This window comes from Noviherbaspirillum galbum (assembly GCF_010974945.1).
Classification (GTDB): domain Bacteria; phylum Pseudomonadota; class Gammaproteobacteria; order Burkholderiales; family Burkholderiaceae_D; genus Noviherbaspirillum; species Noviherbaspirillum galbum.
Map to the genome: position 1 here is coordinate 68750 of NZ_JAAIVB010000079.1, position 13829 is coordinate 82578.

The following is a 13829-nucleotide window of genomic DNA, read 5'->3' on the forward strand; positions in this document are numbered from 1 at the left end:
GCCTCGTTATTGAACCTGCCGGTCGCAAGGCACGATCAGTGCGTCATCCCGCGGCCGGTCTTTGTTGTACGCGTGGGCCGCCACACTGGATTCATCCGGGAAAGCTTGGCGGCGCGCACGAAATTGACCACATGTTGTCCAAGACAAAATACGGTCGTTGAATTATGGAAACGTAATTGAGTGCTGTCAAGGATTGTCTTGGACAAAAACCAGTCTTACAATCCGGGGGTAAATAAAAATTTTTGCCGGACACGTTTTACGGACGAACTGTTATGGAAACTACTTTGAGCATTGGCGCGGTCGAACGCGACACCGGTTTGTCCAAGGACACCCTGCGTGTCTGGGAGCGGCGCTACGGCTTCCCGAAGCCGATGCGCGATGCCCTCGGCGAACGCGTCTACCCGCTGTCCCAGGTGGAGCGGCTGCGCGTGATCAAGCGACTGCTGGACCAGGGGCATCGCCCGGGCCGGGTGATGGCCTGCAGCGAGGAAGAATTGGCGGCCCTCGCCGCCGGCGGAACGCGCAGGGCCGGGCCTGACCGCGAGGCGGCGCCCGCGGAAGGGGAAAGGGCGGATCTGCTGCAGTTCATCTCGCTGTGCAAGGAATGCCGCTTCGAGGAACTGCGCCGGCAGCTTTCCCAGGAACTGCTGCGCATCGGCATGTACCGCTTCGTGGTCGATGTGATCGCGCCGCTGAATTCGATGGTGGGCCTGCGCTGGGCGAACGGTTCGTTCGCCGTCTTCGAGGAGCACCTGTACACCGAGTCCGTGCAGATCGTGATGCGCAATGCGATCGCCGCCTTGCCCCAGCATCAGTTCGACCCGGCGGTGCGGCCGCGCCTGCTGCTGACCACCTTTCCCAACGAGCAGCACGGCCTCGGCCTGCTGATGGCCGAAGCGATCTTCGCCCTGGAAGGCGCGCGCTGCATTTCGCTCGGCGTGCAGACGCCCATCCTCGAAATCGTGCGGGCCGCCGAAGCGCAGGACATCGACGTGGTGGCGCTGTCGTTCTCCGCCGCGCTCAATCCGAACAGCGTGCTGGAGAGCTTGCGCGACCTGCGCGAGAAACTGCCGGCCCACCGCGAGATCTGGGTCGGCGGCGAGGCCGCGGTGCTGCGGCGCCGTCCGCCGCGCGACGTCAAGGTATTGGGGCTGGGAAATATCCGGGATGCGATTATTGACTGGAAGTTACGCCGGGCCGTCCCGGCGAGCGCATGATGGCGGCCTTGGAAGCCTGATTTTCCGCGTTTTGTCCAACCAGTTTGGATCCGTCACGGCAGGGGCCGGTGAATTTCCTTCGGCCCCGAATGTCTGATGTACGACGTCTGGCTTACTTTTCTTGGTAAAATCAAGGGGTTAACCAAATAAGAAGGTGTGAGATGCTGTACCCAGAATTATTCAAGTCGCTCGAGCAAGTCCGCTGGAACATGGAAACGGACATCCCCTGGGATGCATTCGACGCGTCCAAGCTTTCCGAAGAACAGGCCCAGACCATCCGCATGAATGCGATCACCGAATGGTCCGCCTTGCCCGCCACCGAGATGTTCCTGCGCGACAACCGCGGCGACAGCGATTTTTCGGCCTTCATGTCGGTCTGGTTCTTTGAAGAGCAGAAACATTCGCTGGTATTGATGGAATACCTGCGCCGCTTCCGTCCCGACCTCGTGCCCACCGAGGACGAACTGCACAAGGTGCGCTTCGAGTTCGACCCGGCCCCGCCGCTGGAAACCCTGATGCTGCATTTCTGCGGCGAAATCCGCCTCAACCACTGGTACCGCTGCGCGGCCGACTGGCATACCGAACCGGTGATCAAGCAGATCTACAAGATCATCAGCCAGGATGAAGCCCGCCATGGCGGCGCCTACCTGCGCTACATGAAGAAGGCGCTCAACGAAGTGGGCGACAACGCGCGCGCCGCGTTCGCCAAGATCGGCGTGCTCATGGCTTCCGCCCGACGCACCGAAAAGCCGCTCCACCCCACGAACCTGCACGTCAACCAGGCCCTGTTTCCGAACGACACGGTGCAAAGCCGCCTGCCGGATCCCAACTGGCTGGAGCGCTGGCTCGACGGCCAGATCAAGTTCGACGGCGAATGGGAGAAAAAGGTGGTCGATCGCATCCTGCACAACCTTTCGCTGCTGTTCGAGCGCACCTTCGAATCTGTGCAGGACCTGAACCGCTATCGCAAGGAAGTCACGGCGCGCCTCGGACCGCAACTCGGCGGCCAGCTCAAGGCAGCTTCCTGATCAACGCAATTCCGAACCTGACAGCCGCGGGAAAACCCTGCGGCTTTTTTTTGCCATGGCTCCATTCGAGAAGAAGATCTGCTCCCGCGACGCGCTCCGGTCGAGCGTCGCCGCCCTGCCCAAGCCGGTGGTTCTGACCAACGGCGTGTTCGACATCCTGCATCGCGGCCATGTCACCTACCTCGCCCAGGCGCGCGCGCTCGGCGCTTCGCTGGTCGTGGCCGTCAATACCGATGCCTCGGTCAAGCGCCTGGGAAAGGGCGACGACCGCCCGATCAATGCCTGCGAAGACCGGATGGCCATTCTTGCCGCGCTCGAATCGGTGAGCCTGGTGGTGGCGTTCGGCGAGGACACGGCGCTGGAAGTCGTGCAGGAAGCCCGTCCGGACATCTACGTCAAGGGCGGCGACTATGACATGACGGCCATTCCCGAAGGCAAGGCGGTCGCCGCCTATGGCGGCCGCGCCGTGGCGATCGACTTCGAGCATGACCGCTCGACCACCCGCCTCCTGGACAAGGTGCGCGCCAGCTAGCGCGCCATCTGCCGCTAGAGGCGCCGGTGCCGGCCCGGCTTACTGGCCGTGGCCGCCGTGCATGTGATTCATGTCGTGTCCGTCATGCCCGCTTTGACCATGCTGTGCGGCGGGCGCCGACGCATTCGGGGTCACCTCGACCATGAGTTCCGCCTTGCCGGCCTTTTCGAACGTGAGCGTCATGGGAAACTTGTCGCCCGCCTTCAAGGGCTGGCGCAAGCCCATCAGCATGATGTGGTAGCCCATGCCGGGCTGCATGCTGACCGTGGACTTCGGCGGCAGCGCGATGCCGTCCGCTTCCCGCATCTTCATAACGTTTCCTTCCATCGCCATGGTATGGATCTCCACGCTGCCGGCAACCGGCGACGCCGCGGAAACAAGCCGGTCCGGCGCGCTTCCCTTGTTTTCGATCCGGAGATAGGCCGCGCCCGAAGGCTGCCCGGCCACCGAGGGACGCGCGCGCGCCTGGTCGAGGGAGATCGGTCCGGCCCGGCCCGCCTGGGCGTTGGCCGCGCCCACGGCTCCCAGCAGGGAAACGAACAAGAGAGCATGCAGTTTCATCTTTTCTTCCTTCATTGATCAATCGGTTCAGCTGCCGCCGGCGTAGCCGTGCTGGCGCCAGGCCTCGTACACCACCACGGCGACGCTGTTGGAGAGGTTGAGGCTGCGGTTGCCTGGACGCATCGGCAGCCGGATGCGCTGCGGCGCGGGGAACGATTCCCGCAGCTCGGGCGCCAGGCCGCGCGTTTCCGAGCCGAAGACGAACACGTCGCCGGGCCGGAATTCCACCGAGGCAAACGGCGCCGACCCATGCGTGGTTAGCGCGAACATGCGCGCCGGGTCCGGCGACTCGGCTTGGAGATAGGCTTCCCAGCCGGGATGGACATTCATCGTGGCGTAGTCATGGTAATCGAGTCCGGCGCGCCGCATCTTCGCGTCGTCGAGCGGAAAGCCGAGCGGCTCGATCAGATGCAGTTGCGCCCCCGTATTGGCGCACAGGCGGATGATGTTGCCGGTGTTGGGCGGGATTTCCGGTTGCACCAGAACGACATGAAACACGTGGCGGCTCCTTGGACAGAATATTTGGAAAAGGCGTATGCGCTTGCGGCGGCTTGCCGGCCGGCTTCAGCCGGGCAGGGTCCGCGCGAACACATAATTGGTCACGCGACTTGCGCCGAAGCGCTTGAGCATCGCCGCCACCTCGTCGAGCGTGTCTCCGGTCGTCATGACGTCATCCACGATGCCGACGTGGGCGCCGGCGATCATGTCGGCCGCGCCGGTCGAGAGGGTGAAGGCATCGCGCACGTTCCGCCGCCGCTCGTCATGGGGCAGCAGCGACTGCGCCTGCGTGTCGCGCGACCGCTGGAGCAGCCTCGGCAGGCATGGTACGCCAAGATGGCGCGCCAGCGGCCGGGCGATCTCGACGGCCTGGTTGAAACCGCGTTCGGCAAGCCGCTTCCCGCCCAGCGGCACGGCGGCCAGCATGTCGGGCATCGGCAAGCGGCTGGAGCGAAGCGCCGCGTCGCGGAGCGAGGCCGCCATCATCGGCGCCAGCGCAAGGCGGTGTCCGAACTTCAGTCCGAGCACGAGCTGGTCGAGCGGCGGCAGGTAGTCGCAGGCGGCGATCGTGGCGTCGAAGGATGGCGGTTTGGCGAGACAGGCGCCGCAGCGCTCCGGGCCGGAGGCGGACTCAGAGGAGGGCGCGGACAAGGGAAGCGCACAGCATGCGCAGCGCGGAACGGCGTTCGCCAGATGATGCCGGCTGCAGGCGGCGCAGAGCGCCATGCGGCCGGCCCGGCCGCACAGGGCGCAGGATGAAGGCAGTAGCAAGGGCAGGGCATGCAAGCCGCGCAGCAGCGGCTCGCGCAAGCGGTTGAGCATGGGCGGGTCTGTGTCCGATCGGGTTCAAGCGTGTAAACTGGTGGATTATCGCATCCTCTCCCGCCGTTTATCCCGTGCAAGCTCCTGATACGCCCTCCGGAAGCGCCAGCGCTCCCATCGACCCCCTCGAGGTTCGCCGCCTGTTCACTAGGACGGCGCGCATCAAGGAGTCCGCATTCCTGCGGCGCGAGATCGCGCTGCGCATGCATGAACGCCTGGCGCTGGTCAAGATTGCGCCCGGCCGGGTGCTCGACGCCGGCTGCGGCGACGGCGCCGACCTCGCGCAGCTGCATGCGGTGTATCCTGAGAGCGAACTGGTCGGCCTCGATGCCGCCGATGCCCTGCTCGCGCAGGCGCGCGACCAGCAGGCTGCCGCGGCGCATTCCATGAACCGCGTGCTCGCGAGGCTGCTTCCCTCGCGGCGCGCACGCGCACGCGCCGGCAGCGGCGCCGCGCTGGTCAGCGGCGGCTTCGAGAGCCTGCCGCTGGCGCCGAACTCCATCGACCTGATCTGGTCCAACCTGGCTCTTCACTGGCATCCTCAACCGGATCTCGTCTTCGCCGAATGGCGCCGCGTGCTGCGTGTCGACGGACTGCTGATGTTTTCCTGCTTTGGTCCGGATACCTTCAAGGAAGTGGCTGCCGCATTTTCCCGCATCGACTCCGCGCCCCATGTCCTGCCCTTCGTGGACATGCATGACTTTGGCGACATGCTGGTCAACGCCGGATTCGCCACCCCGGTCATGGACATGGAAAAGATCACGGTCACCTATGACTCCGCGCGCCGCCTGCTCGACGACGTGCGCGCGTTCGGCGGCAATCCGCTTCGCACTCGCCGCAAGGGATTACTCGGCCGACGGGCCTGGCAAGTGGTCATTGATGCATTGGAGCAACAACGCAACGCGGACGGCAAAATTCCTCTCACTTTCGAGATCGTGTACGGTCACGCCTTCCGGCCGGTTCCGCGCACGACGGCTTCCGGCGAAAGCATCATCCGCCTCGACCTGAAACGAAAATGAGCGCCGCCTTGGAATAACAGGCCTTCCGGCACGGAAACACGATGCAGATATGCAAACGAAGGGCGAAAGGACGCTGATTGCAGCTTGTGGCGAAACGGAAATTTCGCGTGAATTGAGAGACGATTACCCCCCTGTTCAAGGGGAGTTGTGCTTGATAACAATGCCTGTTCAGTCTTATACTTCCGTGGTTTTGCGCAGAAACGGCACCGCAGTTTCCATTTCCTTGAGGTAAATCATGGATGTGCGAGATTGGGTCATGCGACGCAACTGCTCGATAACGCCGCGCCAACTGGCCGTGGCGTTCTCCGCGCTCAGTTGCATGTCATTCCTGGTGGCGATTTATTTCCTGCTGCATGGCATCTGGTATGTCATCGGATTCACGGTCATTGAGCTCGCGGCGGTCGGCGCGTCGTTCATCATCTTCGCGCGCCACGTCACCGACCGCGAAACCGTCCGCCTGAGCGATGACTGCCTTTTTGTGGAATTGGTCCAGGTCGACCAGGTCAGGCAATTCAGGCTGGATCCGCGCAGCACGCGCGTCGAGCCGCCTTCGAAACGCAACGGACTGGTCGCCCTGGAGGAAAACGGAACACGGATCGAACTCGGCCGGTTCCTGACGGAATGGAAACGACGCGAGTTCGCGAAAGAATTGAGAATCGCCCTGGCGTCGCTCAGAAACAAAACAGAATTCCAATCTTAGGCATTTGAGGAAAATATGAAACTTGCGAAGCGCCTTCAATCCCTGATGCTCGCTGCGTCGCTCCTGGCGGCCGGCATGCCGTCATGGGCCGTGGTCGACAGTCAGGGCGGTCCCGCCGTGCGCCAGATGACCTTCCAGCCGCCGGTCACGCGGATCGCGGAGGAAATCAATTCCTTGCACAACCTGATGCTGATCATCTGCCTGGTGATCTTCGTCGCAGTCTTCGGCGTGATGTTCTATTCCATCATCAAGCACCGCAAGTCCGCCGGCCACAAGCCGGCCACCTTCCATGAAAGCACCGCGGTCGAAATCGCCTGGACCATCGTGCCCTTCCTGATCGTCATCGGCATGGCCCTGCCCGCCACCAAGACGGTCGTTGCCATGAAGGACACCTCCAACGCCGACATCACCATCAAGGCCACCGGCATGCAGTGGAAATGGGGCTATGACTACCTGAAGGGTGACGGCGAAGGCATTTCCTTCCTGTCCGCGCTGGCCACGCCGCGCGAACAGGTCGGCGCCCCCGGCATCGCGCCGGTCGGCAACCGCAACGACAACTACCTGATCGAGGTGGACAACCCGGTCGTCGTTCCCGTCAACAAGAAAGTCCGCATCGTCACCACCGCCAACGACGTCATCCACGGCTGGACGATTCCCGCCTTCGGCGTCAAGCAGGACGCGATCCCCGGCTTCGTGCGCGACACCTGGTTCCGCGCGGAAAAGATCGGCACCTACCGCGGCCAGTGCGTCGAACTCTGCGGCAAGGAACACGCCTTCATGCCCATCGTCGTCAATGTCGTCAGCGACGAAGACTACAAGAAGTGGGTCGACGGCAAGAAGAAGGAAATGGCCGCCAAGGCCGATGACCCGAACAAGACCTGGACCGTCGACGAGCTCAAGCAGCGCGGAGAAAAGATCTATGCGGCCAACTGCGTGGCCTGCCACCAGGCCACCGGCAAGGGTGTTCCCGGGGCCTTCCCGGCACTCGATGGTTCCGCCGTCGTCAATGGCCCCAAGGCCGGCCAGATCAATATCCTGCTGAACGGCAAGAACGCCATGCCGTCCTGGAAAAACACGCTGTCCGATACCGATATTGCAGCTGTTATCACCTACACTCGCAATAACTGGTCCAACAAGGCTCAGGAAAACATTGTCCAACCGGCTGAAGTGCTGGCTGCGCGCAAGTAATCGAATCTAGGAGAATGAGATGAGCACCACCGTCGTTGATCACGCACACGATCACTCTCACGACCACGCGCACGACCATCCGCATGGCTGGCAGCGCTGGTTGTTTGCCACCAACCACAAAGACATCGGTACGCTGTACCTTTGGTTTTCCTTCATCATGCTGCTGTCCGGCGGCGTGCTGGCCCTGCTGATCCGCGCCGAGCTGTTCCAGCCCGGCCTGCAACTGGTGCAGCCTGAAGTCTTCAACCAGCTCACCACCATGCACGGCCTCATCATGGTGTTCGGCGCCATCATGCCGGCCTTCGTGGGCTTCGCCAACTGGATGATCCCCCTGCAGATCGGCGCATCCGACATGGCATTCGCCCGGATGAACAACTTCTCGTTCTGGCTGCTGCCTCCCGCCGCCATCCTGCTGGTGGGTTCGTTCTTCGTTCCTGGCGGCGCCACCGCTGCCGGCTGGACGCTGTACGCACCGCTCTCCACGCAAATGGGCATCGGCATGGACATGGGCATCTTCGCGATGCACATCATGGGCGCGTCGTCGATCATGGGTTCCATCAACATCATCACCACCATCCTCAACATGCGCGCCCCCGGCATGACGCTGATGAAGATGCCGATGTTCTGCTGGACCTGGCTGATCACCGCCTACCTGCTGATCGCCGTGATGCCGGTGCTCGCAGGCGCGATCACCATGACGCTGACCGACCGCCATTTCGGTACCTCCTTCTTCAACGCCGCAGGCGGCGGTGACCCGGTGATGTACCAGCACATCTTCTGGTTCTTCGGCCACCCCGAGGTCTACATCATGATTCTGCCGGCCTTCGGCATCGTCTCGCAGATCATCCCGGCCTTCGCCCGCAAGCCGCTGTTCGGCTACGCTTCCATGGTGTACGCAACCGCGTCGATCGCCATCCTGTCGTTCATCGTCTGGGCGCACCACATGTTCACCACGGGCATGCCGGTCACCAGCCAGCTGTTCTTCATGTACGCCACCATGCTGATCGCGGTGCCGACGGGCGTGAAGGTGTTCAACTGGATCGCCACCATGTGGAAGGGCTCGATGACCTTCGAAACCCCGATGCTGTTCGCCGTCGGCTTCATCTTCGTGTTCACCATCGGCGGCTTCACCGGCCTGATCCTCGCTGTCACGCCGATCGACATCCAGATGCAGGATACCTACTACGTCGTGGCGCACTTCCACTACGTGCTTGTCGCCGGCTCGCTGTTCGCCCTGTTCGCCGGCTTCTACTACTGGGGTCCGAAGTGGACCGGCTTCATGTACAACGAAGGCCGCGGCAAGTTCCACTTCTGGGGTTCGCTCGTCACCTTCAACGTGACCTTCTTCCCGATGCACTTCCTGGGTCTGGCAGGCATGCCCCGCCGCTATGCCGACTACCCGGCGCAGTTCACCGACTTCAACATGGTCGCTTCCATCGGCGCGTTCGGCTTCGGCCTGATGCAGGTGTACTTCCTGTTCTTCGTCGTCCTCCCCTCCATCCGCGGCGGCCAGAAGGCAGCGGACAAGCCGTGGGAAGGCGCTGAAGGCCTGGAGTGGACGGTGCCGAGCCCGGCTCCCTTCCACACCTTCGAAGTACCGCCGGTCGTCAAGTAATCCAGCAAAGGCAAAGGACGGGCGGGTGCAAATCCCGCCCAACCCGACTCCGTATGTCAGAACCCAAGAAGCCTAACAATTTGCGGACAGCGCTCATTCTGCTGTCCGTCGCCCTGATGTTCTTCATTGGCATCTTCATCAAGCGCGCTTTCTTGAGCTGACATGAGTGACGCCATGGACAAGGGCAGCGAAACACGCCACCTGAACAAGCAAGTGCTTGGCAAGCTGGTTGTCGTTGCGGTGCTGATGTTCGGCTTCGGCTACGCGCTGGTGCCGATGTACAAGAAAATCTGCGAGATCACGGGAATCAATGTGCTGACGCAGAAAGATGAGACGGTGAAGGAGACTGGCAATACGCAGGTCGATACTTCCCGGACCATCACGGTCGAATTCGACGCCAACGCCCAGGGACCCTGGCGCTTCCGCCCGACCAAGGGCAGCATGGAAGTGCACCCCGGACAGATGGCGGAGGTGGTGTACGAAGTGGTGAACACGCAGTCCCGCAGCATCGACGCGCAAGCCATTCCGAGCTATGCGCCCCAGCAGGCGGCGGCCCACTTCAAGAAGCTGGAATGTTTTTGCTTCAAGCAGCAGACGCTGGGCCCGAACGAGGCCAAGCAGATGCAGGTCGTGTTCTACATCGACCCCGCGCTGCCCAAGGATGTGAAGACGATCACGCTGTCGTACACCTTCTTCGAGATCAACGGATCGGGCGGAAAGGCGAGTTGAAGCGTGGATGAACTGAAAGAAGCCAGCCGGCGCAAGGCAAGTTTCGGCGCCACCGTCAAGGCGGTGTTGTGGTCGTTCTTCGGCGTACGCAAGAAGAGCGACTATGAAAAGGATGCGCAGCAGCTCAACCCGGTGCATGTGATCATCGCGGGGTTGATCGGGGCGGCAATATTTATCGCGGTACTCTTGCTCATCGTGAAGAGTGTCGTTGGAAAGTAATTCAATTTTTGTGTATTTGGGAGATGGAGATGAGTTCTAGCAAAGGGGGCGCACCCTACTACTTCGTGCCTGGCCCGTCCAGGTGGCCAGTGCTGGCGGGCTCCTCGCTGCTGCTGACCATGGCGGGTGCATCCGCCTGGGTTAACGGCGTGAGCTGGGGTCCGGTGGCGAACATCCTGGGCATTCTCGCGACACTGGTGGTGCTGTATTTCTGGTTCGGCGACGCCATCAAGGAATCGGAAGGCGGTCTTTACAACAACCGCATCGACACTTCCTATCGCTGGAGCATGAGCTGGTTCATCTTCTCCGAAGTCATGTTCTTCGCCGGCTTCTTCGGCGCGCTCTTCTATGCGCGCACGATCACCATGCCCTGGCTCGGCGACATCGACCACAAGATCCTGTGGCCCGACTTCGCGCCGCAGTGGGGCAACACGCCCGGCGGCACGATCGAGAACTTCGCCAAGATGGGACCGTTCCCCATCCCCACGATCAACACCGCGCTGCTGCTGACCTCTGGCGTGACCCTGACCATCGCCCACCATGCCCTGCGCGCCGGACACCGTGGCAAGACCGCCTTCTGGCTGGCCGCGACCATCCTGCTTGGCGCCGTCTTCATGGGCTTCCAGGCCTACGAATACGCCCACGCCTACCATGAGCTGAACCTCAAGCTCACGTCTGGCATCTACGGTTCGACCTTCTTCATGCTGACCGGATTCCACGGCTTCCACGTGACGCTGGGCGCCATCATGCTGGCCGTGGTTCTGGTGCGCGTCATGCGCGGTCACTTCACGCCCGACCACCATTTCGGCTTCGAAGGCGCGGCTTGGTACTGGCACTTCGTCGACGTGGTCTGGCTTGGCCTCTACGTCGTGGTGTACTGGCTCTGACCGCCGGCATTGCCATGCAAAAAGCCGCACCTCGGTGCGGCTTTTTTACTGATGAACCATGCGGACTGGCGGGCGGGGCGCTGAACCGGATCGCCACCCGCGCGATGGATCGGGTCGCCTAGCGGATGCCCGTCGGCTGGATCCAGCCCATGTGGTTAGCGAACAGGATGAAAAGGAAGAGGGCAATCGAAAACCCGACGCGGAATGCAAGCGCGGTCACCGTGCGGTTGCTCTTGCCCTTGTCCTTCATGAGGAAGAGCAGCGCCGAGCCGAGGCTGGCGAGAATCAGGACAAAGGCAATGGCGACGAGGATTTTCATGGTGATGAACCGCAAGGCAGGAATGCAGGCCAGCCTGCAACAGGAATGGTGACATTGTAATGGCTTTCACGTTTCGCTTTCGTCCGCTGCCCTTCGTCGCAGCCATCCTCGCGGTCGCCCTCGGCGTGTCCCTGGGGCAATGGCAGACCCGGCGCGCCCATGAAAAGGAAGCCATCGAAAGGCGCCTCCAGGAACGAACCGCCGCGCCCGCCGTGGATCTCAACAACGCCACCCCGGATGCGGAGTCGGGCGAATACCGCCGCGCGACGGTGCGCGGCCGCTTCCTGCCCGATTGGACGGTCTATCTCGACAACCGCCCGCACGAGGGCATGGCCGGATTTTACGTGCTGACCCCCTTTCAAATCGCGGGGTCGGACCGCATCTTGCTGGTGGCGCGCGGCTGGGTGCGCCGCGACCCGATGGAGCGAACCCGCCTGCCCGCGATTCCGCTGCCGCCCGGCGACATCAGCCTGCAAGGCCTGATCAGGCGCAGCGCCGGCCATGTCATGGAACTGGGCAAGCCCGAGCTTCCCAAGCCCGGCGGCATCGTGCAGAATCTCGACCCGCAAGGGTTTGCCCAGGCAAGCAAGCTCAACGTGCTGCCCGTCGTGCTCGAACAGACCAGCGACGCGCCCGATGGGCTGGTCCGCGACTGGCCTCGGCCCTCACTCGGCGTCGACAAGCACCGCGGCTATGCCTTCCAGTGGTATGCGCTCGCCGCAACCGCTTTCGTTTTTTATTTGGTAACAGGATTCCGTCGTGGAAGAAGTTCAGCGTAAGACCTTCGGCAAGTGGAAGCTGCTTGTCGTATTCGCCATCTGCGCCTCGCCGCTGATCGCCTCCTATTTCACCTACTTCGTCGTCAAGCCGCAGAGCCGGACCAACTACGGCACCCTGATCGATCCGCGCGGCTACCCGATTCCGTCCAGCCTTGGCTCGGCCAGTCTGGATGGCAAGCCGGAACCGCTCGACACCTACAAGGGCAAGTGGATCATGCTGTTTCCGCATGACGCGGAATGCGGCGAGCCTTGCCGCAAGATCCTGCACGACATGCGCCAGCTCCGGCTCGCGCAAGGCAAGGACATGGACCGCCTCGAGCGCGTGTGGCTGGTGACCGACAAGTCGCCGCTCGACACCACGCTGATGCGCGAGTACGACGGCACGCACATGCTGCGCGCCGATCCGTCCGCGGTGAACGCCTGGCTTCCCGCCGACAACGGCACCATTCCCGCCGACCACTGGTACCTGATCGACCCGCTCGGCAACCTGATGATGCGCTTCCCGAAGGATGCCGACCCGAACAAGATCAAGCGCGACCTGGCCAAGCTGCTCAAGGCTTCGCGCATAGGATGAGGAGGACGCGATGCTGACCCAGCTGGCCCTCACCGGATTGATCGTCGCCTTGCTGCCGCTGTCCGTGGTGTGGGGGTCGAAGGATCCCGACAAGTACCGCAAGCTCGCCTGGGTGACGGTATTCCTGACCTTCGACCTCATCATGTTCGGCGCCTTCACGCGCCTGACCGACTCCGGCCTCGGCTGCCCCGACTGGCCCGGCTGCTACGGGCATGCCAATCCGCTGCAGGCGCACGAGCACATCAGCGCGGCGCAGGCCGCCATGCCCGGCGGCCCGGTGTCCGTGGCCAAGGCCTGGATCGAAATGGTCCACCGTTATTTCGCCATGGCCGTCGGCGTGCTGATTATTTCAATGATCATCATCGCGGTGCGCGGCTGGCTCAAGTCGCGACGCCAGGACCAGCGGTTCTCGCCGCGCCTGCCCGCCTTGCTGCTCGCCTTCGTCTGCCTCCAGGGCGCCTTCGGCGCGTGGACCGTCACCCTGAAGCTGCAGCCGGTGATCGTGACCATCCACCTCCTGCTGGGCATGGGACTGCTCGGCCTGCTGACCTGGCAAGCGGCAAGGCAAAGCATCCATCCCCCCGTCTCGGCCGCGGCGACGTCGCTGCGCCTTCCCGCGGCGATCTGCCTGGCGGTGCTGGCGACGCAGCTTGCCCTTGGCGGCTGGGTAAGCACCAACTATGCGGCGCTGGCTTGCATGGACTTTCCGCTTTGCCATGGCAGCGCCATGCCGGACATGGATTTCGCCAACGGCTTCAGCCTCTGGCGCCAGCTCGGCAAGACGGCCGGTGGCGAATACCTGCCTTTCCCGGCGCTGACCGCCATCCACTGGACGCATCGCTGCTTCGCCGGCGTCGTGCTGCTGGCAGTCGGCTGGACGGCGCACAAGGCGCTGCGCGTTCCCGGCTTGCAACGGACGGGCAGGTGGCTGCTTGCCGCGCTTGCCTTGCAATTACTCACCGGAATTTCCACGGTGTTCCTCGAATGGCCGCTGGCGCTGGCCGTCATGCACAACGGCGGCGCGGCGCTGCTTCTGCTGCTGCTCGTCATGTTAAACTTCAAGGCTGGCATTCCGGCGCAGGCCGCATCGCAAACCGCGTCAGCAACGCATCGGGTCGGGCAACCGGCCGCTTGAGATCCCA

The 13829-nt window shown here is 62.9% G+C and carries 19 protein-coding genes; 14 read left to right on the top strand and 5 right to left on the bottom strand.

Annotated features, from left to right (window positions below; all coding sequences use genetic code 11):
- The first annotated feature begins 272 nt into the window (after positions 1-272).
- The 3 genes from G3574_RS24755 to rfaE2 all read left to right on the top strand — a co-directional run bounded on the left by G3574_RS24755 (position 273) and on the right by rfaE2 (position 2777).
- Complete coding sequence (locus tag G3574_RS24755) at positions 273-1217, top strand: MerR family transcriptional regulator (protein WP_163968235.1); 945 nt, start codon at positions 273-275, stop codon at positions 1215-1217.
- Positions 1218-1378: 161 nt separating this feature from the next.
- Positions 1379-2245 carry a ferritin family protein gene (locus G3574_RS24760; protein WP_163968236.1) on the top strand — a complete coding sequence of 289 codons (867 nt, stop codon included), beginning with the start codon at positions 1379-1381 and terminating at the stop codon, positions 2243-2245.
- A 55-nt stretch (positions 2246-2300) separates the two neighbouring features.
- Complete coding sequence (rfaE2, locus tag G3574_RS24765; RefSeq protein WP_163968237.1) at positions 2301-2777, top strand: D-glycero-beta-D-manno-heptose 1-phosphate adenylyltransferase; 477 nt, start codon at positions 2301-2303, stop codon at positions 2775-2777.
- A 39-nt stretch (positions 2778-2816) separates the two neighbouring features.
- Here the strand turns inward: rfaE2 and G3574_RS24770 are convergent, their stop codons facing one another.
- The 3 genes from G3574_RS24770 to G3574_RS24780 all read right to left on the bottom strand — a co-directional run bounded on the left by G3574_RS24770 (position 2817) and on the right by G3574_RS24780 (position 4658).
- The gene (locus G3574_RS24770) at positions 2817-3338 is read right to left on the bottom strand and encodes a copper chaperone PCu(A)C (RefSeq protein WP_205609911.1); all 522 of its coding nucleotides are present in this window, start codon (positions 3336-3338) and stop codon (positions 2817-2819) included.
- 27 nt (positions 3339-3365) lie between these two features.
- Positions 3366-3836, bottom strand: coding sequence for a tRNA (uridine(34)/cytosine(34)/5-carboxymethylaminomethyluridine(34)-2'-O)-methyltransferase TrmL (trmL, locus tag G3574_RS24775; RefSeq protein ID WP_163968239.1), 471 nt, complete (start codon positions 3834-3836; stop codon positions 3366-3368).
- Positions 3837-3902: 66 nt separating this feature from the next.
- Positions 3903-4658, bottom strand: coding sequence for a ComF family protein (locus tag G3574_RS24780; protein ID WP_163968240.1), 756 nt, complete (start codon positions 4656-4658; stop codon positions 3903-3905).
- A gap of 74 nt (positions 4659-4732) precedes the next feature.
- Here G3574_RS24780 and G3574_RS24785 point away from each other — a divergent pair, with 74 nt between their 5' ends.
- Positions 4733-5677, top strand: a complete 945-nt coding sequence (locus G3574_RS24785) for a methyltransferase domain-containing protein (RefSeq protein WP_163968241.1) — start codon at positions 4733-4735, stop codon at positions 5675-5677.
- A 174-nt stretch (positions 5678-5851) separates the two neighbouring features.
- On the opposite strand, the gene G3574_RS28555 is transcribed toward G3574_RS24785, so the two are convergent.
- Positions 5852-5998, bottom strand: a complete 147-nt coding sequence (locus G3574_RS28555; protein ID WP_235953623.1) for a hypothetical protein — start codon at positions 5996-5998, stop codon at positions 5852-5854.
- Between G3574_RS28555 and G3574_RS24790 the strand changes: the two genes are divergently transcribed.
- Genes G3574_RS24790 through G3574_RS24815 form a run of 7 tightly spaced genes read left to right on the top strand, consistent with a single transcriptional unit; the run spans position 5934 to position 11015 of the window.
- Entirely contained in the window at positions 5934-6377 is a 444-nt protein-coding gene (locus G3574_RS24790) for a DUF2244 domain-containing protein (RefSeq protein ID WP_235953611.1), read from the top strand. The two genes, G3574_RS28555 and G3574_RS24790, sit on opposite strands and share 65 nt — an antisense overlap.
- 15 nt (positions 6378-6392) lie before the next feature.
- Positions 6393-7565 carry a cytochrome c oxidase subunit II gene (coxB, locus tag G3574_RS24795; protein ID WP_163968243.1) on the top strand — a complete coding sequence of 391 codons (1173 nt, stop codon included), beginning with the start codon at positions 6393-6395 and terminating at the stop codon, positions 7563-7565.
- Positions 7566-7584: 19 nt separating this feature from the next.
- Complete coding sequence (gene ctaD / locus G3574_RS24800; protein ID WP_163968244.1) at positions 7585-9180, top strand: cytochrome c oxidase subunit I; 1596 nt, start codon at positions 7585-7587, stop codon at positions 9178-9180.
- A 53-nt stretch (positions 9181-9233) separates the two neighbouring features.
- On the top strand, positions 9234-9341 hold the full coding sequence (locus tag G3574_RS28560; RefSeq protein ID WP_235953612.1) for a cytochrome oxidase small assembly protein: 108 nt from the start codon (positions 9234-9236) through the stop codon (positions 9339-9341).
- A gap of 1 nt (position 9342) precedes the next feature.
- Positions 9343-9909, top strand: coding sequence for a cytochrome c oxidase assembly protein (locus tag G3574_RS24805; protein WP_235953613.1), 567 nt, complete (start codon positions 9343-9345; stop codon positions 9907-9909).
- Between the two features lie 3 nt (positions 9910-9912).
- Entirely contained in the window at positions 9913-10128 is a 216-nt protein-coding gene (locus G3574_RS24810; protein WP_163968245.1) for a DUF2970 domain-containing protein, read from the top strand.
- 29 nt (positions 10129-10157) lie between these two features.
- On the top strand, positions 10158-11015 hold the full coding sequence (locus tag G3574_RS24815; RefSeq protein WP_163968246.1) for a cytochrome c oxidase subunit 3: 858 nt from the start codon (positions 10158-10160) through the stop codon (positions 11013-11015).
- Positions 11016-11133: 118 nt separating this feature from the next.
- On the opposite strand, the gene G3574_RS24820 is transcribed toward G3574_RS24815, so the two are convergent.
- Entirely contained in the window at positions 11134-11334 is a 201-nt protein-coding gene (locus tag G3574_RS24820) for a twin transmembrane helix small protein (protein ID WP_163968247.1), read from the bottom strand.
- Positions 11335-11393: 59 nt separating this feature from the next.
- On the opposite strand from G3574_RS24820, the gene G3574_RS24825 reads away from it, so the two are divergent.
- Genes G3574_RS24825 through G3574_RS24835 form a run of 3 tightly spaced genes read left to right on the top strand, consistent with a single transcriptional unit; the run spans position 11394 to position 13822 of the window.
- Entirely contained in the window at positions 11394-12113 is a 720-nt protein-coding gene (locus tag G3574_RS24825) for an SURF1 family protein (protein WP_163968248.1), read from the top strand.
- Positions 12094-12687, top strand: coding sequence for an SCO family protein (locus tag G3574_RS24830; protein ID WP_163968249.1), 594 nt, complete (start codon positions 12094-12096; stop codon positions 12685-12687). Before G3574_RS24825 ends, G3574_RS24830 begins: the two co-directional genes overlap by 20 nt.
- A gap of 10 nt (positions 12688-12697) precedes the next feature.
- Positions 12698-13822 carry a COX15/CtaA family protein gene (locus tag G3574_RS24835; protein ID WP_163968250.1) on the top strand — a complete coding sequence of 375 codons (1125 nt, stop codon included), beginning with the start codon at positions 12698-12700 and terminating at the stop codon, positions 13820-13822.
- Positions 13823-13829 lie beyond the last annotated feature (7 nt).